This window comes from Kitasatospora sp. NPDC091207 (genome assembly GCF_044768625.1).
Classification (GTDB): Bacteria; Actinomycetota; Actinomycetes; order Streptomycetales; family Streptomycetaceae; genus Kitasatospora.
Window position 1 is genome coordinate 418,780 of sequence record NZ_JBIVVS010000002.1, and the last position, 18,802, is coordinate 437,581.

Below are 18,802 nucleotides of genomic sequence, written 5' to 3' on the forward strand. Positions count from 1 at the left end.
CGTCCGCCACCCCACCCCGGCCCCGCCGCCCACCCCGCCGTCCACCCCTCGTACGCGCCTTCAGCGGCGATGACCCCCGGAGTTATGGTGGGGGCACCATCACGGGAGCCCGGCGGACCGGGCTGAGAGGCGGGCTGACACGGCCTGCGACCGTCCGAACCTGATCCGGGTCATACCGGCGAAGGGAGAGCAGCGACTTTGACACGCTTGGCAGCAGGAACCCACGCCGACGTGCTGGTCGTCGGCGGCGGCATCATCGGCCTCGCCGTCGCCTGGCGGGCGGCCCGGCTGGGGCTGCGGGACATCGCGGTGGTCGACCCGGACCCGGGCGGCGGCGCCGCCCGGGTCGCGGCCGGCATGCTCGCCCCCGTGACCGAGCTCCAGTACGGCGAGGAGCCGTTGCTGCGCCTCGGCATGGCCTCCAACGAGCGCTACGCGGCCTTCGCCGCCGAGCTCACCGAGGCCTCCGGCGGCCAGGACACCGGCTACCGCCGGTGCGGCACCCTGGCCGTCGCCCTCGACTCCGACGACCGCGAGGAGCTGCGCGAGCTGCACGCCTTCCACCGGCGGCTCGGCCTCGACTCGCGGTGGCTGACCGGCCGGGAGGCCCGCAAGCTGGAGCCGATGCTCGCCCCGGGCGTGCGCGGCGGCCTGCACGTCACCGAGGACCACCAGGTGGACGGCCGTCGGCTGGCCAAGGCCCTGGTCCTCGCCTGTGAGCGGGCGGGCGTCCGGCTGCACCGCGCCGAGGCCACCGAGCTGCTGGTCGAGGACGGCCGGGCCGTCGGCGTCCGGCTGGGCGACGCGCGGACCCTGACCGCCGACCGGACCGTGCTCGCGGCCGGCCCCCGCAGCCATCTGCTGCCCGGCCTGCCCGAGGGCGTGCTGCCGGCGATCCGCCCGGTGAAGGGCCAGATCCTGCGGCTGCGGATCCCCCCGGCCTACCGCCCGTTCCTCTCCCGCAACGTCCGCGCGGTGGTGCGCGGCCAGCACCTCTACCTGGTACCGCGGGAGAACGGCGAGCTGGTGATCGGCGCGACCAGCGAGGAGCAGGGCTACGACACCACCGTCACCGCCGGCGGGGTGTACGAGCTGCTGCGCGACGCCCACGAGGTGGTCCCCGGTATCACCGAGCTGCCGCTGGTGGAGACCTCCGCCGGGCTGCGCCCGGGCTCGCCGGACAACGCGCCGCTGCTCGGGCCGACCGCCCTGCCCGGTCTGGTCGCCGCCACCGGCCACTACCGCAACGGCGTCCTGCTCACCCCGGTGACGGCCGACCTGGTCGCCGAGTACCTGGCCACCGGCAGCACGCCCGCGCTCGCCGAGCCGTTCTCCCCCACCCGCTTCACCACGAAGGTCCCCGCATGAGCGAGATCGAACTCACCGTCAACGGCGAACCCCGACGGGTACCCGCCGCCACCACCCTGGCCGAGGTGGTGACCACCCTCAGCCGGGCCAACTCCGGTGTCGCCGCCGCGCTCAACGAGGCCGTGGTGCCGCGCGGTTCCTGGCCCCTGACGCGGCTGGCCGCGGGCGACCGGGTCGAGATCCTCACCGCCGTCCAGGGGGGCTGACCATGGCCGACGACGTGTTCGCCATCGCCGGGACGGCCTTCGGCTCGCGCCTGATCATGGGCACCGGCGGCGCCCCCAGCCTGGAGGTCCTGGAGCAGGCGCTGCGGGTCTCCGGCACCGAGCTGACCACCGTGGCGATGCGCCGGGTCGACGCCACCACCCAGGGTTCCGTGCTGGACGTGCTGACCCGCAACGGCATCCGGGTGCTGCCCAACACGGCCGGCTGCTACACCGCCGGCGAGGCCGTGCTGACGGCCCGGCTGGCCCGCGAGGCGCTCGGCACCGACTGGGTGAAGCTGGAGGTCATCGCCGACGAACGGACCCTGCTGCCCGACCCGATCGAGCTGCTGGACGCGGCCGAGACGCTGGTCGACGACGGCTTCACCGTCCTCCCCTACACCAACGACGACCCGGTGCTGGCCCGGAAGCTGGAGGACGTCGGCTGTGCGGCGATCATGCCGCTGGGCTCACCGATCGGCTCCGGCCTGGGCATCCGCAACCCGCACAACTTCCAGCTGATCGTGGAGAGCGCCCGCGTCCCGGTGATCCTGGACGCGGGCGCCGGCACCGCCTCGGACGTGGCCCTGGCGATGGAGCTGGGCTGCGCCGCGGTGATGCTGGCCTCGGCGGTGACCCGGGCCCAGGAGCCGGTGCTGATGGCCGACGCGATGCGGCACGCCGTCGAGGCCGGCCGGCTCGCCCACCGGGCCGGCCGGATCCCGCGCCGCTTCCACGCCGAGGCCTCCTCGGCGATGGCCGGGCGGGCCGATCTGGACACCCGCGAGCGCCCGGCGTTCTGAGCCGGCGGCGCCCCGGCGGTGTCACAGGCCGGGCACAGACCGCCCCGGGAGCGGTGTCTCCCGGGGCCGGTACCGGCCCCGGGCCCTAGACTCGCCAGGTGGACATGGCACTGCACGACCCGCTGATCGGTACTCTGCTCGACGGCCGGTACCGGGTCGAGGAGCGCATCGCGGCCGGCGGGATGTCCACCGTCTACCGGGGCACCGACACCCGGCTCGACCGGGTCGTGGCGGTCAAGGTGATGCACCCCTCGCTCGCCGGCGACCAGGACTTCACCGGCCGGTTCATCCGCGAGGCCAAGGCGGTGGCCCGGCTCGCGCACCCCAATGTGGTCAATGTCTTCGACCAGGGCGCGGACGGCGCCAACGTGTTCCTCGCGATGGAGTACGTGCCCGGCGGGACCTTGCGCGACCTGCTCCGCGACCGGGGTGCCCTGTCCATCCGGGCCGCCCTGGACATCCTGGAGCCGGTGCTCGCCGCACTCGGCGCCGCCCACCGGGCCGGCCTGGTGCACCGCGACGTCAAGCCGGAGAACGTGCTGATCACCGACGGCGGCCTGGTCAAGGTCGCCGACTTCGGCCTGGTCCGGGTACTGAACGCTGGCGACGGCGCGGCGAGCTCCGGCACCGCGACCACCGGCACCGTCCTCGGCACCGTCTCCTACCTGGCCCCCGAACAGATCCGTCCCGGCGCCGGGACGGACCAGCGGGTGGACGTCTACGCGGCCGGCATCCTGCTGTACGAGATGCTCACCGGCCACCGCCCGCACACCGGCGAGAACCCGGTCCAGGTCATGTACCGCCACCTGCACGAGGACGTCCCGGCGCCCTCGCTGACCGTGCCGAGCGTCGTCCCCGAACTGGACGCGATAGTGGCCGGGGCCTGCGCGCGCGACCCGCGGGCCCGCCCGTACGACGCGGTCGAGCTGCTGGCCGCCCTCCAGCGGGTCCGCCGCGCGCTCACCCCGACCCAGCTGGACGCCGAGCCGCCGGCCTCCACCCGGCCCAGCCCGCGGTACCCGACCAGCGAGCCGACCTCGGTGATCCGGCCGGCCGTCGCGGCGCCCCCGGTCGAGCGCACCAGTGTGCTGGACGTCCCGCCGGAGGTGATGGAGCAGCTGCTCACCGAGCCGCGCCCCTACGACGAGCCGCCGCCGGTGCGCACCCGGCGCCCGGGCCGGTGGCGCCGCCTCCCGCGCAAGCCGCTGATCTGGACGAGCGTCCTGACGGCCGTGGTGCTGCTGGTCGGCGGCACCACCTACGCGCTCTCCGGCGCGCTGTACGCGACGGTGCCCGGCGTGATCGGCAAGGACCGCGCCGAGGCGCAGCGGGTCCTGGACGGCGCGGGGATGCACGGGCGGTTCACCGAGGTGTACAGCGAGAGCGTCCCGGCCGGACAGGTCATCTCCACCGACCCCGGGGTCGGCGCGCGGGCCCGCAAGAGCGACACCGTCGCCGTCACCGTCTCCCGGGGGCCGAAGCGGATCGCCGTGCCCGACCTGGTGGGCCGGCCCGCCGAGCAGGCCGCCGCCGCCCTGGCCGGGGCCCAGCTCGCCCGCGGCAGTGTCACCGAGACGTACCACGACACCGTGCCGGAGGGCTCGGTGATCAGCAGCTCGCCGGTGGCCGGGCAGCAGGTGGCGGAGAACACCCCGGTCTCGCTGGTGGTCAGCAAGGGCATGGTGCCCGTCCCGGACGTCACCGGGATGTCCAAGGACGACGCGGCGAAGGCGCTGCAGGCCGCCGGTTTCGCGATGCAGAGCAGCGGCGTCAACCTGTTCGGCACCGGCAAGGTCTCCAGCCAGTCCCCCGCGGCGGGCGAGCGCCGCCCGCAGCGCTCCGTGGTGACGGTCAACTTCCCCTTCCTCTAAGGATTTTGCCCAGGCTTGGGGTCACCCGGCGTAGCGTGGAACCAGGCCTGCCCGGCCCCGCCTGCCACGGTCAGGAGGGCTGCGGCGCCGGGATCTCCGGACGGGGCTGCGCGGCGGCCGGTACCCGAGGATGTGGTCGTGATGGGCGGACCAGCCGTCGACGGCTTGAGGGAGCGTGTCCGGGGCGCGGTGATCACCCCCGCGGACGAGGGCTACGAGCAGGCCCGCCGGGTCTACAACGGCATGGTGGACCGCCGGCCGGCGGCGGTCGTCCGGGTGGCCAACACCGGGGACGTGATGGCCGCCGTCGACTTCGCCCGGGAGAACGCGCTGGAGCTCGCGGTGCGCGGCGGCGCCCACAGCGCGCCCGGCTACGGCACCTGCGACGACGGCCTGGTGATCGACTTCGCCGACCGGCGCGGTGTCCGGATCGACCCGGTGGGCCGGACGGCCCGCTGCGAGGGCGGCGTCACCTGGGGCGACCTCAACGACGCCGGGTACGCCTTCGGCCTCGGGGTGACCGGCGGGATCATCTCCACCACCGGCATCGCCGGGCTGACCCTCAACGGCGGCTTCGGCCACCTCGCCCGGGGACTCGGGCTGAGCTGCGACAACCTGCTCTCGGCCGACGTGGTCACCGCGGACGGGAGGTTCCGGACGGTGAGCGCGGAGCAGGAGCCGGACCTCTTCTGGGCGCTGCGCGGCGGCGGCGGCAACTTCGGCGTGGTGACGTCCTTCGAGTACCGGCTGAGCCCGGTCAAGGACGTGGTCGCCGGGCCGTTCGTCTACGAGCTGGAGCACGCGGCCGAGGTGCTGCGGTTCTACCGCGAGTACGTCCGGGAGGCCCCCGAGCAGCTGGGCCTCTTCCCCGGGTTCCACCTCGCGCCGCCGCTGCCGTTCATCCCGGAGGACCGGGTCGGCGACCCGTTCATCCTGCTGGTGCCGTGCTGGTCCGGGCCGCCGGAGCGGGCCGAGGCGGTGCTGGCCCCGCTGCGGGACGCGGCGCCGGTGGTCGCCGAGGGGGTGGGTCCGGTGCCGTACCCGGCGTTCGGGGCCGCCTTCGACCCGCTGCTGCCGCCCGGTCTCCAGCAGTACTGGAAGGGCGTCTTCGCGAGCGAGCTGACGGACGGGGCGATCGCCGTGCACACCGAGCACGGCCCGCTGGTGCCCACGGTCCACTCGGCGGTGCACATCTACCCGATCAACGGCGCCTGCCACCGGGTGCCGGCCGCCGCGACGGCCTTCGCGCACCGGGAGGCGACCTTCGCCACCGTGATCGTCGGGGTCTGGCCGGACCCGGCCGACGACACGGCGAACACCGCGTGGGTGCGCGACTACTACGACGCGCTCGCCCCGCACTCCGACGAGGGCGGCTACATCGGCTTCATGGACCACGACGACCAGCACCGGATCGAGGCCAACTACCGGGGCAACTACGCCCGCCTGGCGGAGCTGAAACAGCGGTACGACCCGGGCAACCTGTTCCACCTGAACCAGAACATCCGGCCCTGACCGTCCCGCCCGTCCCGGCTACCGCAGCGGGCCGTCGCCCGGCTCCTCCTGGTAGGAGAAGCGCTGCTCGCGCCACGGGTCGGCCAGGTTGTGGTAGCCGCGCTCCTCCCAGAAGCCGCGCCGGTCCGCCCGCATGTACTCGACCGCCCGCACCCACTTGGGCCCCTTCCAGGCGTAGAGGTGCGGGACGACCAGGCGGACGGGGAAGCCGTGCTCGGCGGTGAGCGGCTCGCCGTTGCGGTGGGTGGCGAAGAGCGTCGCCGGGTCGGCGAAGTCGGCCAGCCGCAGGTTGGCGCTGTAGCCGTACTCGGCCCAGACCATCACATGGGTGACACCGGGCGCCGGAGGCACCCGCTCCAGCACGACGGAGGCCGACACGCCGGTCCACTCGCTGCCGAGAATCGAGAACTTGGTCACGCAGTGGAAGTCGGCGCGGACGGTCGTGCGGGGCAGCGTGTTGAAGCCGGCGAAGTCCCACCGGTGCTTCTCCGCCGAGGCGGTGGCACCGAACACCTGGAAGTCCCAGGTCAGCGGCTTGAAGCGGGGCACGGGCCCGTAGTGCAGGGCGGGCCAGCCGCGTTGCGTCCGCTGGCCCGGAGGGAGCCTCGGGTCAGACGGCGGAAGTGGTTCTTGTTCGGACTGACCCATGGCTCCATGGTGACAGACGGCGGACAACGCCCGACGCACGCCCCTTTCGGGCATCGCACGCCCCGCCCGGACGGCTCATTGAACGCCCAAATCGGATATTCCGACACATGTCCTACTGAGTGTGAACTTACTGGAATTTCGCCCCGGCGCGGTGCCAGGATGCGTGCAGCCGGTGGGTACGGCCGTGATTCCCGGACGCGAAGCAGGAAGGCACCGCCATGAAGGGCGACGCAGAGGTCATCGAATTCCTCAACGAGCAGCTCACCGCCGAGCTGACCGCCATCAACCAGTACTTCCTGCACGCGAAGATGCAGGAGAACTTCGGCTGGACGAAGCTCGCCAAGTACACCCGCCACGAGTCCTTCGACGAGATGAAGCACGCCGAGACCCTCACCGACCGGATCCTCTTCCTGGACGGGCTGCCCAACTACCAGCGGCTCTTCCACGTCCGGATCGGCCAGACCGTCAAAGAGATGTTCGAGGCCGACCGGCAGGTCGAGGTCGAGGCGATCGACCGGCTGAAGCGCGGGATCGTGGTGATGCGGGCCAAGAACGACGTCACCTCGGCGAACATCTTCGAGGACATCCTGGCCGACGAGGAGCACCACATCGACTACCTCGACACCCAGCTGGAACTGCTGGAGAAGCTCGGGGAGGCGCTCTACCTGGCCCAGCTGATCGAGCAGCCGGAGTCCTGACCCCCCGGCCGTGCCCTCAGGCCGCGCGCAGCGACCGGACCGGCAGCGCGGCCGGGGCCTGGGCACCGCCCTGCGGGGCGGCCTCCGCCTCCGAGTCGGCGAGCCCCAGCTTGGCCGCCAGCCGGGCGGTCGGGCAGGGCCGCGCGCCGTGCTCGCCGAGCAGCGCCTGGATCCGGCGCACGCAGGAGCCGCAGTCGGTGCCGGCCCTGCAGCCCCGCGCGATCTGGCGCGGGGTGTTGGCACCCGCGTCGATCTCCTTCTTCACCTGGGCCTCGGTGACCGCATGGCACATGCACACGTACATCGCGGCTCTCCCGGGGTGGCGTGGCGACTGGCTCGAATCGATCTTGACTAAGGCATGCCTTAGCTCACTAAGCCTCACCTTACCCGGCGATCCGGGCAGGAAAAAGCCCCTCCGGGCTCGGGAATCCCGAATCCGGAGGGGCTTTCGTCACATCGGGGCCGGCCGCGGGGCCCGCCGGGACGCGAAGGCTCAGTTGCCGCCGCGGTACATCTCGGCCACCAGGAAGGCCAGGTCGAGCGACTGGCTGCGGTTGAGCCGCGGGTCGCAGGCCGTCTCGTAGCGCTGGTGCAGGTCGTCGACCAGCACCTCGTCGCCGCCGCCGACGCACTCGGTGACGTCGTCGCCGGTCAGCTCCACGTGGATGCCGCCCGGGTGGGTGCCCAGTCCGCGGTGCACCTCGAAGAAGCCCTTGACCTCGTCGAGCACGTCGTCGAAGCGGCGGGTCTTGTGGCCGCTGGAGGCCTCGAAGGTGTTGCCGTGCATCGGGTCGCAGATCCAGACCGGCTGCGCGCCGGAGGCGGTGACCTTCTCCACCAGGGTGGGCAGGTGCTCGCGGATCTTGCCCGCGCCCATCCGGGTGATGAAGGTGAGCCGGCCGGGCTCGCGCTCCGGGTCCAGCTTCTCGATCAGGGTGAGCGCCTCGTCGACCGAGGTGGTCGGGCCGAGCTTCACCCCGATCGGGTTGCGGATCTTGGACGCGAACTCGATGTGCGCGTGGTCCAGCTGACGGGTCCGCTCACCGATCCAGACCATGTGGCCGGAGACGTCGTACAGCTCGCCGGTCCGCGAGTCCACCCGGGTCAGCGCGGTCTCGTAGTCGAGGATCAGCGCCTCGTGCGAGGAGTAGAACTCGACGGTCCTGAACTCCTCCGGCGCCACGCCGCAGGCGTTCATGAACGCCAGCGCGTTGTCGATCTCGCGGGCGAGCTGCTCGTAGCGCTGGCCGGCCGGCGAGTTGCGCACGAAGTCCTGGTTCCAGGCGTGCACCTGGCGCAGGTCGGCGTACCCACCGGTGGTGAAGGCGCGGACCAGGTTGAGCGTCGCGGCGGAGGCGTTGTACATCCGCTTCAGGCGCTCCGGGTCCGGGTTGCGGGACTCGGGGGTGAAGTCGAAGCCGTTCACCGAGTCGCCGCGGTAGACCGGCAGGGTCACGCCGTCGCGGGTCTCGGTCGACTTGGAACGCGGCTTGGAGTACTGGCCGGCGATCCGGCCGACCTTCACCACGGGGACGGAAGCGGCGTACGTGAGTACGGCGGCCATCTGCAGCAGGGTCTTCAGCTTGTTGCGGATGTGCTCGGCCGAGACACCGTCGAAGGCCTCGGCGCAGTCACCGCCCTGCAGGAGGAACGCCTCACCACGCGCGACGGCACCGAGCCGGGCGCGCAGCTGGTCGCACTCGCCGGCGAAGACGAGCGGCGGATAGGAGGCGAGCTCCGCAAGGGTCTTGCGCAGAGCCTCGTGGTCCGGCCATTCAGGCTGCTGCGCCGCGGGCAGGGACTGCCAGGGGTGGGGATTCGTCACGGTCACACGGCAAGGCTACGGGGTGGGACAACCGATTTGTGACCGCCGCTCGCTGGGTGAGACGCGTGGTGGACAATCGTGTGAGGCGTCTCACGCCGCCCGCCGGATCCGCTACTCTCGACCCATGAACGCGCCGCACACCTCCTCCTGGTGGTGGGTCGACCCCTTGGGTGGCCCACAGATCCCGCGTTCCTAGACGAACACGACGGCCGCCCCTCGGGGCGGCCGTCGGCGTTTGCGCGGACGGCCCTCCCGGGAGCGGAACCCCGAGCACCACACCCCGCCCTCCCCGGAAGGAAGCCGCCACCGTGACCACCGCAGCCGACCTGCTCGCCCGCCTCACCGGCCCCGACGCCCCGGCCTTCGCCCTGCTGCACCGCCGCGCCCCCCGGCTCGCCCCGGACACCGTCGAGGTGCTGCTGGGCACCGTCGACAGTCACGAACGCCTCGCCGACCTGCCGGTGCGCGACGGCGTGCCGGCCGACGGCCCGGTGCACGACCTGCTCGCGCTCGTCCCGTTCCGGCAGATCCGCGAGCGCGGCTTCGAGGCGGTGGACGACGCCACCCCGCTGCAGGCCCTCGCGGTGACCGAGCAGTACGCCCTCCCGCTGGCCGAGCTGCTCCCGGCGCTCCCGCGGGTACCGGTCGCGCTGACCGACGGCGCCTTCGACATCGACGACCAGGAGTACGCCGACATCGTGCGCCGGGTGATCAGGGACGAGATCGGACGCGGCGAGGGCGCCAACTTCGTGATCCGGCGCGACTTCACCGCCACCCTGGAGGACTACTCCCCCGCGCTCGCGCTGACGCTCTTCCGCCGGCTGCTCGAACAGGAGCGCGGCGCCTACTGGACCTTCCTGGTGCACACCGGGGAACGCGTCCTGGTCGGCGCCTCCCCCGAGGTGCACGTCCGGCAGAGCGGCGGCACCGTCGTGATGAACCCGATCTCCGGCACCTACCGCTATCCGGCCGCCGGCTCCGACATCGACTCGCTGCTCGCCTTCCTCCGCGACCCCAAGGAGCTGGAGGAGCTCACCATGGTGGTCGACGAGGAACTCAAGATGATGTGCACCGTGGGCGACCTCGGCGGCCAGGTGCTCGGCCCCCGGCTGAAGGAGATGTCCCACCTCGCGCACACCGAGTACGAGCTGCGCGGGCGCACCTCGCTGGACGTCCGGGAGGTGCTGAAGGAGACCATGTTCGCCGCCACCGTCACCGGCAGCCCGGTCCAGAACGCCACCCGGGTGATCAGCCGCTACGAGCGCGGCGGGCGCGGCTACTACGCCGGCGCCCTCGCCCTGATCGGCCGCTCGGCCAGCGGCGGCCAGCAGCTGGACTCCCCGATCTGCATCCGCACCGCCGACATCGACCCGGCCACCGGCCGGCTGGTGGTCCGGGTCGGCGCGACCCTGGTCCGCCACTCCGATCCGGAGTCCGAGGTCGCCGAGACCCACGCCAAGGCCGCCGGAGTGCTCACCGCGATCGGCGCCCGCCCGGCCGCCGCCCGGGTGCCGAACCCCACCGGCCCGCGGCTCGGCGACGACCACCGGGTCCAGGCCGCGCTGGACGCCCGGCGCGCCGACCTCGCCCCGTTCTGGCTGCGGATGCAGGAGCCGGCCCGGGTCACCCGGGCCGAGCCGACCCTGGTGGTGGACGGCGAGGACACCTTCACCTCGATGCTCTCCCACCTGCTGACCTCGCTCGGGCACCGGGTCAGCGTGGTCCGGTTCGACGAGTCCGGCCTGCGCGAGCGGGTCGCCGCCCACCCCGGCCCGCTGGTGCTCGGCCCCGGCCCGGGCGACCCGGCCGCCGCCGACGACCCCAAGATGGCCGTGCTGCGCCCGATCGTCGCCGACGCGCTCGCCGCCGTCCGCTCCGGCGCCCGCACCGCGCCGCTGCTCGCCGTCTGCCTGAGCCACCAGCTGCTCGCGGAGGTGCTCGGCCTGCCGCTGGCCCGCAAGGCGGTACCCCACCAGGGCGCGCAGGAGACGGTCGAACTCTTCGGCGCCCGGCAGACGGTGGGCTTCTACAACACCTTCACCGCGCGCTGCTCGGACGAGGACGCCGCCCGGCTCGCCGCCGAGGGCGTCGAGGTCTCCCGGGACGAACTGACCGGCGACGTCCACGCGCTGCGCGGCCCCGGCTTCGCCGGCCTGCAGTTCCACCCGGAGTCGGTGCTCACCCGGGACGGCGTCGGGATCGTCGCCGAGCTGCTCCGGGCGGCCGCCGGCATCCGCGGCTGAGCCCCCGGCAGAGGCCCCGGGTGGGGCGCGCCGGACGGCACGCCCCACCCGGACCACCGCGGCGGTCGGGTCAGATCTCGTCGTCCAGACCCTGCTCGATCGCGTACCGGACCAGCTCGACCCGGTTGTGCAACTGGAGCTTGCCGAGGGTGTTCTGGACGTGGTTCTGCACCGTGCGGTGGGAGAGCACCAACCGGTCGGCGATCTGCCGGTAGGACAGGCCCTTGGCGACCAGCCGCAGCACCTCGGTCTCCCGCGCGGTCAGCTGCGGGGCGGCGGGGGCCGTCGCGGCGGCGGGCTCGGCCGCCAGCCGGCGGAACTCGCCGAGCACCAGGCCGGCCAGGCCCGGGGTGAAGACCGCGTCGCCGACGGCGGTCCGGCGCACCGCGTCCAGCAGTTCCTCGCGGCCGGCCGACTTCACCAGGTAGCCGGTCGCACCGGACTTCACCGCCTCCAGCACGTCCGCGTGCTCACCGCTCGCGGAGAGCACCAGGACGCGCACCGAAGGGTCCTGGGCGACCACCTGACGGCACGCCTCGGCGCCGGACAGGCCGGGCAGGTTGAGGTCCAGCACCACCACCTGCGGGGCGCAGGCCCGGGCCCGGCGGACGGCCTCCTCGCCGTCCCCGGCGGTGGCCACCACGTCCAGCCCGGCCTCGGCGAGATCGCGCGAGACGGCGTCGCGCCACATCGGGTGGTCGTCCACCACCATGACCCGGACCGGCCGGTCCGGCGACCGGCCGGCCGTCGACTGATCAGTCATCAGCACCCTTCCTGGGGACGCGCAGTTCGACCTCGACACCTTCGCCGGGCACCGAGTACAGCTCGGCCGTGCCGCCGAGGTCCAGCAGCCTGCCGCGGATCGACTGCGAGACGCCGAGCCGGCCCGCCCGCTCCGCCTCACCGAGCCGGCCGGGCGGGAAGCCCGGACCGTCGTCGCGGACGCTGACCGTGACGGCCTGCGGCTCGTCCTCCAACAGGATCCAGGCGTGCGCCCCGGGCCCGGCGTGCCGGCGGACGTTGTCCACCGCGGCGCCGACGGCGGCGGCCAGCTCGCCGGCCTCCGGTCCGGGCAGCAGCACCGGGGTGCCGGGGGCGGAGAGCGTGATCCGCTCGTCCGCGTAGGGGCCGAGCAGGGTGCGGAGGTCCTGCGGCTCCAGCGGCGCACGCTGGGCGGGCAGCGGGCCGCCGCTCATCAGGGCCCGCAGCGCGCGCTCCTGCTCGCCGGCCAGCCGGCCGAGCTCGGCGAAGTCCGCCCCCCGGCCGGTGCCCTGCTCGCCGCCGCGGCGCTGGACCAGGGCGAGCACTTGGAGCACCCCGTCGTGGATGTCCCGGGACAGCCGCTCGCGCTCCCGGTTCGCGGCCTCGACCTGGAGCGCCCGGGTCAGCGTCGCCTCGCTGGCGCGGGCGAGTTCGATGACGTAACCGATCGCGCAACCGGCCACCATCAGCAGCACGATGTTGTGGATGTTGTCGCCGGTCGGACCGCCGTGACCGAGGATGTTGGCCACGCCGATGACCGACCCGGCCGCCGCCGCCCAGCGCCAGCCGCCCCGGCCCGCGAAGCCCAGGACGGTGCCGGCCGCCCAGATGGTGGGCAGGGTGGGCGCGCCGTGGCCGATCCGGGCCGGGTCGTCGATCAGCCCGCTCATCACGATGCCGGTGACGACGAGGGTGAGGTCGGTGCCGAGCACGTACCAGGTGCAGCGCTGCGGTCCGGCGAAGGCACGGGTACTGGCCAGCGTCCACAGCGTCAGCGCGCCGAGGTAGATCCAGCCGGCGACGGGGTGCAGGAACTCCAGGTAGGAGTTGAGGTAGCGCAGCACCGCGTAGCAGAGCGCGAGCACCCGGAAGAACGAGATGGCCCGCCAGAGCGGCAGTTCGACGGACATGCCGCCGGCCGCGACCGCTCCGCCGACCGCCCCGGCTCTGCTGCCGTCCGTCATCTCCGCGCCCCTCCCCCGGGCGGGCGTGGCCCAGGGCTCGTCGCCCTAGGCCGGCCCGCTCTCCTTCTGGTCCTGCTCAGCGGCCTTCTGGGCCTTCTCCGCTTCGGCCTTCTCAGCCTTGGCGGCGGCCTGCTCGGCCTTCTGGACGGCCTTGCGCTCGGCGTCGGCGCGCTTCTTGTCGTCGGCGATCTGCCGCTTGGCGGCGGTCGCGTAGATGTCCACGTACTCCTGGCCGGAGAGCCGCATGATCTCGTACATCACCTCGTCCGTCACCGAACGGAGGATGAAGCGGTCGTTCTCCATGCCGTGGTAGCGGGAGAAGTCCAGCGGGCGGCCGATCCGGATACCGGGACGGGTACCGAAGTTGGGGACGACCTGGCCGGGCGGCTGCACCTTCTCGGTGTCGATCATCGCGACCGGGATCACCGGAGCCCCGGTGGCCAGCGCGACGCGGGCCAGACCGCCGACCTTGCCGCGGTACAGCTTGCCGTCGGGCGAGCGGGTGCCCTCCGGGTAGACGCCGAACAGCTCACCGCGCTCCAGCACCGCGATGGCGCTGCGGATCGCCGCCTCGCCGGCGCCGCGCACGCCCGAGCGGTCCACCGGCAGCTGGCCGACGCCCTTGAAGAAGGCCGCCGTCAGCTTGCCCTTCAGGCCCGGCGTGTTGAAGTACTCCGCCTTGGCGATGAAGGTCACCCGCCGCTTGATCAGCGCGGGGAAGAAGAAGGAGTCCGAAAAGGAGAGGTGGTTGCTCGCGATGATCGCGGCACCCTCGGTGGGGATGTTCTCCTCACCCTCGATCCACGGCCGGAAGAAGATCCGAAGCAGTGGCGCGACGATCATCTTCATCAGTCGGTAGAACAACCCGGGCCTCCTGTTATGCGGACCGGTCGATCCTAATGCCCCGCGGCCACCGCCCGCGCCCCGCCCCGCCCCGCCGGGGTGTCCGGCAGGTCCGGCACGGGGTGTACGACGCGTGCGGGCGCGTGGGACGATGCGGTTTCCGCAGCCCGCCGTTCCGCCGTACCCCGTGCCAACGCGCCGCCGCCCGCGAAGGAGCCCGTCATGCCGCTGCTGCCCGGTGCCGAACCGTACCGCCACCGGGGCGGGCCGGTGGGCGTCCTGCTCTGCCACGGGTTCACCGGCTCGCCGCAGTCGCTGCGCCCGTGGGCCGAGGAGCTCGCGGCGGCCGGGTTCACCGTCTCGCTGCCGCTGCTGCCCGGCCACGGCACCCGCTGGCAGGACATGCAGGTCACCCGCTGGGAGGACTGGTACGCGGAGGTCGAGCGGGAGCTGCTGGCGCTGGCCGCCGAGTGCGAGCGGGTCTTCGTCCTCGCGCTGTCGATGGGCGGGGCGCTGGCCCTGCGGCTGGCCGCGCTGCACGGCCCGGTGGTGTCCGGACTGGTGCTGGTCAACCCGTCCGTGCGTTCCGACAACCCCGCGAGCGTGCTGCTCCCGGTGCTGCGCCACCTGGTGCCGAGCCTGCCCGGGATCGCCGGTGACATCGCCCGGCCGGGCTCGGCCGAGGTCGGCTACGACCGGACGCCGCTGCACGCGGCCTGGTCGCTGGCCCGGCTCTGGAAGGACGTCCAGCGCCGGCTCCCGCAGGTGACCCAGCCGGTGCTGCTCTTCCACAGTCCGCAGGACCACGTGGTCTCCCCGGCCAACTCGGAACTGGTGCTGGCCCGGATATCCTCGACCGACGTGACGGAGCGGTTGTGCCAGCGCAGCTACCACGTCGCGACGCTGGACCACGACGCGGCGGAAATATTCGCGGCCGGCCAGGACTTCATCCGACGGCTGGCTCCCGCACACGCGGCGGGCGTCACCCGGGTCGAATCCGACGATCACCAAGGCTGAAGGGCCGGAAGTGCACGAGAGCAGCACGGCGGGCGGCGAGGACGAGGCGCCCCGCGAGGACGCGGAGAACACGAAGGCGGACGCCGCGAAGGCCGAGGCCGCCAAGGCCGACGGGGTGAAGGCGGACGGCGTGAAGGCCGAGGGCGTGAAGGGCGGGGGCGCCACCGGGGAGGCCGCGGAGGCCGCCCCGGCACCGGAACCGCCCCGGGTGCGGCGTGCGCCCGAGCGCAGCCAGGCCGAGCAGGACGAGATCTTCGCCGCCCTGGTCGCCCAGTTCGACGACCCCGTCGACCTCAACAACCCGAAGTGGCCCGAGGTCGAGGACCTCCGGGCGCGCGGCGACGTCAAGGGCGGCTTCAAGGAGGGCGCCGACCGGCACGCCGACCCGGACGACCTCGCCGACCTGGCGCCGCAGCCCCGGCCGCGCTCCACCCGGCCGGTGATGCCCGCCGCCGGCTCGGGACCGCGCGACTTCGAGCTGACCGAGGAGACGGACGAGGGTCACTTCGTCCCGCCGGAGCCGCCGCCGCTGCCCGCCGCCGACGTCACCGCCAAGTTCGCCTGGCTCGCGGTGCTCGGCGGGCCGGCCCTGCTGCTGTTCGACGCGGTGGTCTGGCGCGAGGTGTCCGGCTGGCCGGCCTGGGTCGGCGTGACCGCCTTCCTCGGCGGCTTCGTCACCCTGGTGGCCCGGATGAAGGAGCGCGACGAGGACGAGCCGGAGGACCCGCACGGCGGCGCCGTCGTCTGACGCCGGCCCCGGCCCCCTCCCCCCGGTCGCCCGGGCAGGCGGGGGGCCGGTCCTGCGGGACGCCCCGCGTCCGCCGTGGAGCGGCGGACGCGGGGCACCACCGGAGTGGATCAGGCGAAGGTGTTGGTGCTCCAGATCGCACCGCCGACGCCCTCGCCGCCCTCCTTCTTGTAGATGACGAGGTTGCCGTCGTCCTGGAGCTTCATGAACGCGCCCGCGCTCCACCAGGTGGCGGAGTTCCACACCGAGCCGACGCCGTTGCCCTGGCCCGCCGGGTAGACGACCGCGTTGCCGTCGCTCTGCATGACGAAGTACCCGGAGGTGCTGGTGTACGTGCCGGTGCCCCACAGGTAGGCGCCGTCGCTCTTGCGGTACACGGCGAGGTTGCCGTCCCGCTGCATGATCAGCACGGTCGACCTGGCCTCGGCCCACTGCGCGGACCAGACCGGCTGGCCGGAGGTGATGGTGTTCCCGATCCGGGTCGAGCCGGAGCCCCACACCGCGTTGCCCGCGAGCGGGCCGCCGTCCTTCTTGTAGACGACGAGGTTGCCGTCGTCCTGGAGGCTCAGGTAGTTGCCCCCCGAGGTCCAGGTGGCGGTGTTCCAGATCGGCCGGTTGTCGGCCGTGTAGACGACGAAGTTGCCGTCGGGCTGCAGCCAGGCGTAGGCGCCGGGGTTGCCGCCGGTGCCGGTCGCCCAGATCACGCCGTTCGGGATGCCCTTGTGGGTGATGGTCAGGTTGCCGTCCGACCCCATGGTCAGCTGCAGGTCACGGCCCGCGAGGGTCTGGCCGGAGGCCAGCTTGGTGTCGGGCGCGAGCAGGGCCTGGTCGGTCGAGGAGCTGTCGGCGATCCACTGGCGGATGTCGTCGACCCGGGTCTCGACCGCGTCGGTGCGGGTCTCGGTGGAGCCGAAGCAGCCGCCCTGCCAGGAGAGGCTGTGGACGCCCGCCAGGACGGCGGTGGTGCCGTTCTCCTTGAAGGTCGGGCCGCCGGTGTCGCCCTTGCAGATCGCGCCGGTGGCCGGGGCCTTGGGGGCGATGGTGACGGTGGTCGCCGCGGCGGACTTCACCGTGACGGCCGCGCTGTGCAGTCGGGTCGGCACCCACTCGTCGCCGGTGCGGCCGTAGCCGGTGGCGCGCAGCGTGTCGCCGACCGCCGGGGCGGCGGTGGCGAGCGCCACCGGGGTGACGCCGAAGACCGGGCTGGCCAGCCGGGCCAGCACGAGGTCGCGGTCCGCGCGGGGCTTGAGGTCGACCACCTCGACGGACTTCCCGGCCGTGCCGCCCAGGTCGGCGCGGCCGACGGTGGCGACGGTCTTGTCCGCCGGCCGTCCGGCGGTCACGGTCGAGGGGTTGGCCGGGTCGGCGGCGAAGCAGCTGGCGGCGGTGATCAGCCAGGTGGGATTGATCAGGGCCGCGGAGCAGGAGCGCTTGCCCTCGCCGATGTCGAGCTTGGCCGAGAAGGAGTAGCCGCCGTCGGCCACCGGGTCGCCCGCGACGGCACCGGCGGGCACCGTGCCGAGGATCAGCAGGCCGGCGGTGGTGGTGGTGAGGAGGCTGGTCATCCACGCGGCACGTGGACGCTTGAGCTGCATCTGTCGATCACCTTTGGTCAGAGGTGGGAGAGGGGATCGGGGGGCGACGGCATGGGCGTACCCGCCCGGACGGACCGATGCCCGGGCATGCGGACCGGGCCGGCCGGAGCGGGGTGTGCGGAATCGCCGTACGGCGGCCCGAGGGAGTACGTCGCCGTCGGGCAGCGGGGGACGGCGCCTGGAGCGGCGCGCGTCCGGTGGTCAGGCCGACGCGGGCGCGGTCGCGCGCGTCAGCTCCGGTGACACCTCGGTGTCCGGCGGTCGCCTGCCGATATCTGCGTTCATCACGCCAAAGCCCCCGTTTTCTGGCACGCCGATCAGCGATGTGGAAGGACCACAGCCCCCATCACCGGATCGATCTTCACACAAATACCACCCCTGGGACCGTCGACGGCAGGTCACCACTGAAATTTCGCCGCCAACCGGTGTGAAATGCCCCGTACATGACGATTGTTCAGATCGGCTGAACCCCAGGAGGACCGGAAGTTCACCAGCGCGCGGGGGCGCACGGGCGGCACCGGTGCCGGCACGGCGACGGAGCGGCCCCCGGCCCCGGCGGTCAGCCGGCCGGGAGTTCCAGGACGGCGAGCACCGGCAGGTGGTCGGTGGCGGCCCGCAGATCGGCCTCGGTCACGCCTGGCAGACCGTGCGGCACTCCGCAGGCGAGCACCCGGACGCCGGGGGTGGCGAAGACGGCGTCGATCCGCTGGTAGGGGTTCTCCGGGACGGACGTGAAGGTGCCACCCCAGGGCGCCGCGAGGTGGCCGTCCTGCAGCCGGCCGGCCAGCAGCTGCCAGCCGGTGCCGTCCGGGTGCTCATTGAAGTCCCCTGCCACGACGCCGAGTTCGGCGAACCTCAGCTGGTCGAGCAGCAGCTCGAACTGGCCGTACCGCTCCTCGGCGTCCAGGCTCAGATGGCAGCTGGTGACGGTGAGGGGCGCCGAGCCGGTCACCCGGACCAGCGCGCTCGCGAAGCCTCGCGCGTGCAGCCCGCGGGTCTTGGGCAGCAGTCGGTCGTGGACGGCGAGCAGATCCACGCCGAGCCGGCCGAGCAGCAGCGGACCGGCGGCGGTCCGGCCGCCGCCGGCCAGCACCACGGTGCCGGTCTGCCGCGCCAGCCAGGCCGCCTGCCCCTCGGGGCGCCAGTAGCGCGGCGACTCCTGAACGCAGACCACGTCCGGTTCGCAGGCCCGGATCACCCGGACGAGGGCATGCCGGTCGTCACGCAGCGAACGGATGTTGTAGCTGAGCAACCGCAGCCGCCGCGGTCCGGGCGGCGGCAGGTCGGTCGGTCCGGCGGTCATGGCGGTCCTCCCCGTTCGTCCGGTGACGACCGTACGACAGCGGGCCGCCGGACGGGGGCGGAACACGACGGCGGCGGGGGGGGGGGGGGGGGGGGGGGGGGGGGGGGGCCCGCCGCCGCCCGGCGGGCCGGGGGGGGGGGCGCCCCGGGGCGCCCGCCCCCCCCCCCCCCCCCCGCGCC

General features: G+C 73.5%; 17 protein-coding genes and 1 riboswitch. Of the genes, 9 read left to right on the plus strand and 8 right to left on the minus strand.

Annotation, left to right across the window (positions count from 1 at the left end; genetic code table 11):
• Positions 1-91: 91 nt before the first annotated feature.
• Positions 92-204, plus strand: a riboswitch (TPP riboswitch).
• Positions 205-207: 3 nt separating this feature from the next.
• The 5 genes from thiO to ACIQTO_RS06560 all read left to right on the plus strand — a co-directional run bounded on the left by thiO (position 208) and on the right by ACIQTO_RS06560 (position 5,757).
• On the plus strand, positions 208-1,368 hold the full coding sequence (gene thiO, locus ACIQTO_RS06540; protein ID WP_402383703.1) for a glycine oxidase ThiO: 1,161 nt from the start codon (positions 208-210) through the stop codon (positions 1,366-1,368).
• Complete coding sequence (gene thiS, locus ACIQTO_RS06545; protein WP_329487278.1) at positions 1,365-1,574, plus strand: sulfur carrier protein ThiS; 210 nt, start codon at positions 1,365-1,367, stop codon at positions 1,572-1,574. The genes thiO and thiS overlap by 4 nt, the downstream gene beginning before the upstream one ends.
• A gap of 2 nt (positions 1,575-1,576) precedes the next feature.
• Positions 1,577-2,374, plus strand: coding sequence for a thiazole synthase (locus ACIQTO_RS06550; protein ID WP_402383706.1), 798 nt, complete (start codon positions 1,577-1,579; stop codon positions 2,372-2,374).
• Positions 2,375-2,478: 104 nt separating this feature from the next.
• Entirely contained in the window at positions 2,479-4,245 is a 1,767-nt protein-coding gene (pknB, locus tag ACIQTO_RS06555) for a Stk1 family PASTA domain-containing Ser/Thr kinase (RefSeq protein WP_402384262.1), read from the plus strand.
• A 141-nt stretch (positions 4,246-4,386) separates the two neighbouring features.
• Positions 4,387-5,757: an FAD-binding oxidoreductase gene (locus ACIQTO_RS06560; RefSeq protein WP_402383709.1), complete on the plus strand. Its 1,371-nt coding sequence runs from the start codon at positions 4,387-4,389 to the stop codon at positions 5,755-5,757.
• Between the two features lie 18 nt (positions 5,758-5,775).
• Here ACIQTO_RS06560 and ACIQTO_RS06565 read toward each other — a convergent pair whose 3' ends face one another.
• Entirely contained in the window at positions 5,776-6,405 is a 630-nt protein-coding gene (locus ACIQTO_RS06565) for a sulfite oxidase-like oxidoreductase (RefSeq protein WP_402383711.1), read from the minus strand.
• A gap of 218 nt (positions 6,406-6,623) precedes the next feature.
• On the opposite strand from ACIQTO_RS06565, the gene bfr reads away from it, so the two are divergent.
• Entirely contained in the window at positions 6,624-7,103 is a 480-nt protein-coding gene (bfr, locus tag ACIQTO_RS06570; protein WP_360184482.1) for a bacterioferritin, read from the plus strand.
• A 16-nt stretch (positions 7,104-7,119) separates the two neighbouring features.
• Here the strand turns inward: bfr and ACIQTO_RS06575 are convergent, their stop codons facing one another.
• Together ACIQTO_RS06575 and ACIQTO_RS06580 are read right to left on the minus strand one after the other, a co-directional pair.
• Positions 7,120-7,407, minus strand: coding sequence for a bacterioferritin-associated ferredoxin (locus tag ACIQTO_RS06575; RefSeq protein ID WP_402383714.1), 288 nt, complete (start codon positions 7,405-7,407; stop codon positions 7,120-7,122).
• Positions 7,408-7,596: 189 nt separating this feature from the next.
• Complete coding sequence (locus ACIQTO_RS06580) at positions 7,597-8,934, minus strand: class II 3-deoxy-7-phosphoheptulonate synthase (RefSeq protein WP_402383717.1); 1,338 nt, start codon at positions 8,932-8,934, stop codon at positions 7,597-7,599.
• A gap of 302 nt (positions 8,935-9,236) precedes the next feature.
• On the opposite strand from ACIQTO_RS06580, the gene ACIQTO_RS06585 reads away from it, so the two are divergent.
• Positions 9,237-11,171 (plus strand): anthranilate synthase family protein, encoded by a 1,935-nt coding sequence (locus ACIQTO_RS06585; RefSeq protein ID WP_402383720.1) that lies wholly within the window; start codon positions 9,237-9,239, stop codon positions 11,169-11,171.
• 70 nt (positions 11,172-11,241) lie between these two features.
• Here ACIQTO_RS06585 and ACIQTO_RS06590 read toward each other — a convergent pair whose 3' ends face one another.
• Genes ACIQTO_RS06590 through ACIQTO_RS06600 form a run of 3 tightly spaced genes read right to left on the minus strand, consistent with a single transcriptional unit; the run spans position 11,242 to position 13,981 of the window.
• Positions 11,242-11,934 (minus strand): response regulator, encoded by a 693-nt coding sequence (locus ACIQTO_RS06590; RefSeq protein ID WP_402383722.1) that lies wholly within the window; start codon positions 11,932-11,934, stop codon positions 11,242-11,244.
• A complete protein-coding gene (gene macS, locus ACIQTO_RS06595; RefSeq protein ID WP_402383725.1) occupies positions 11,927-13,117 on the minus strand; it encodes a MacS family sensor histidine kinase in 1,191 nt (396 codons plus the stop codon). Before macS ends, ACIQTO_RS06590 begins: the two co-directional genes overlap by 8 nt.
• 45 nt (positions 13,118-13,162) lie before the next feature.
• Positions 13,163-13,981, minus strand: coding sequence for a lysophospholipid acyltransferase family protein (locus ACIQTO_RS06600; protein WP_402383726.1), 819 nt, complete (start codon positions 13,979-13,981; stop codon positions 13,163-13,165).
• Between the two features lie 201 nt (positions 13,982-14,182).
• Here ACIQTO_RS06600 and ACIQTO_RS06605 point away from each other — a divergent pair, with 201 nt between their 5' ends.
• Together ACIQTO_RS06605 and ACIQTO_RS06610 are read left to right on the plus strand one after the other, a co-directional pair.
• Positions 14,183-14,977 carry an alpha/beta hydrolase gene (locus ACIQTO_RS06605; RefSeq protein WP_402383728.1) on the plus strand — a complete coding sequence of 265 codons (795 nt, stop codon included), beginning with the start codon at positions 14,183-14,185 and terminating at the stop codon, positions 14,975-14,977.
• Between the two features lie 10 nt (positions 14,978-14,987).
• Positions 14,988-15,725 carry a hypothetical protein gene (locus ACIQTO_RS06610; RefSeq protein WP_402383731.1) on the plus strand — a complete coding sequence of 246 codons (738 nt, stop codon included), beginning with the start codon at positions 14,988-14,990 and terminating at the stop codon, positions 15,723-15,725.
• 110 nt (positions 15,726-15,835) lie between these two features.
• Here the strand turns inward: ACIQTO_RS06610 and ACIQTO_RS06615 are convergent, their stop codons facing one another.
• Together ACIQTO_RS06615 and ACIQTO_RS06620 are read right to left on the minus strand one after the other, a co-directional pair.
• Complete coding sequence (locus ACIQTO_RS06615; protein ID WP_402383736.1) at positions 15,836-17,320, minus strand: trypsin-like serine protease; 1,485 nt, start codon at positions 17,318-17,320, stop codon at positions 15,836-15,838.
• Positions 17,321-17,879: 559 nt separating this feature from the next.
• Complete coding sequence (locus ACIQTO_RS06620; RefSeq protein WP_402383739.1) at positions 17,880-18,623, minus strand: endonuclease/exonuclease/phosphatase family protein; 744 nt, start codon at positions 18,621-18,623, stop codon at positions 17,880-17,882.
• Positions 18,624-18,802: the final 179 nt, after the last annotated feature.

Coding starts and splice junctions, on each gene's coding strand:
- thiS (WP_329487278.1), top strand. CDS start 1,365: ATGAGCGAGATCGAACTCACCGTCAACGGCGAACCCCGACGGGTACCC.
- ACIQTO_RS06550 (WP_402383706.1), top strand. CDS start 1,577: ATGGCCGACGACGTGTTCGCCATCGCCGGGACGGCCTTCGGCTCGCGC.
- pknB (WP_402384262.1), top strand. CDS start 2,479: ATGGCACTGCACGACCCGCTGATCGGTACTCTGCTCGACGGCCGGTAC.
- ACIQTO_RS06560 (WP_402383709.1), top strand. CDS start 4,387: ATGGGCGGACCAGCCGTCGACGGCTTGAGGGAGCGTGTCCGGGGCGCG.
- ACIQTO_RS06565 (WP_402383711.1), bottom strand. CDS start 6,405: ATGGGTCAGTCCGAACAAGAACCACTTCCGCCGTCTGACCCGAGGCTC.
- bfr (WP_360184482.1), top strand. CDS start 6,624: ATGAAGGGCGACGCAGAGGTCATCGAATTCCTCAACGAGCAGCTCACC.
- ACIQTO_RS06575 (WP_402383714.1), bottom strand. CDS start 7,407: ATGTACGTGTGCATGTGCCATGCGGTCACCGAGGCCCAGGTGAAGAAG.
- ACIQTO_RS06590 (WP_402383722.1), bottom strand. CDS start 11,934: ATGACTGATCAGTCGACGGCCGGCCGGTCGCCGGACCGGCCGGTCCGG.
- macS (WP_402383725.1), bottom strand. CDS start 13,117: ATGACGGACGGCAGCAGAGCCGGGGCGGTCGGCGGAGCGGTCGCGGCC.
- ACIQTO_RS06605 (WP_402383728.1), top strand. CDS start 14,183: ATGCCGCTGCTGCCCGGTGCCGAACCGTACCGCCACCGGGGCGGGCCG.
- ACIQTO_RS06615 (WP_402383736.1), bottom strand. CDS start 17,320: ATGCAGCTCAAGCGTCCACGTGCCGCGTGGATGACCAGCCTCCTCACC.
- ACIQTO_RS06620 (WP_402383739.1), bottom strand. CDS start 18,623: ATGACCGCCGGACCGACCGACCTGCCGCCGCCCGGACCGCGGCGGCTG.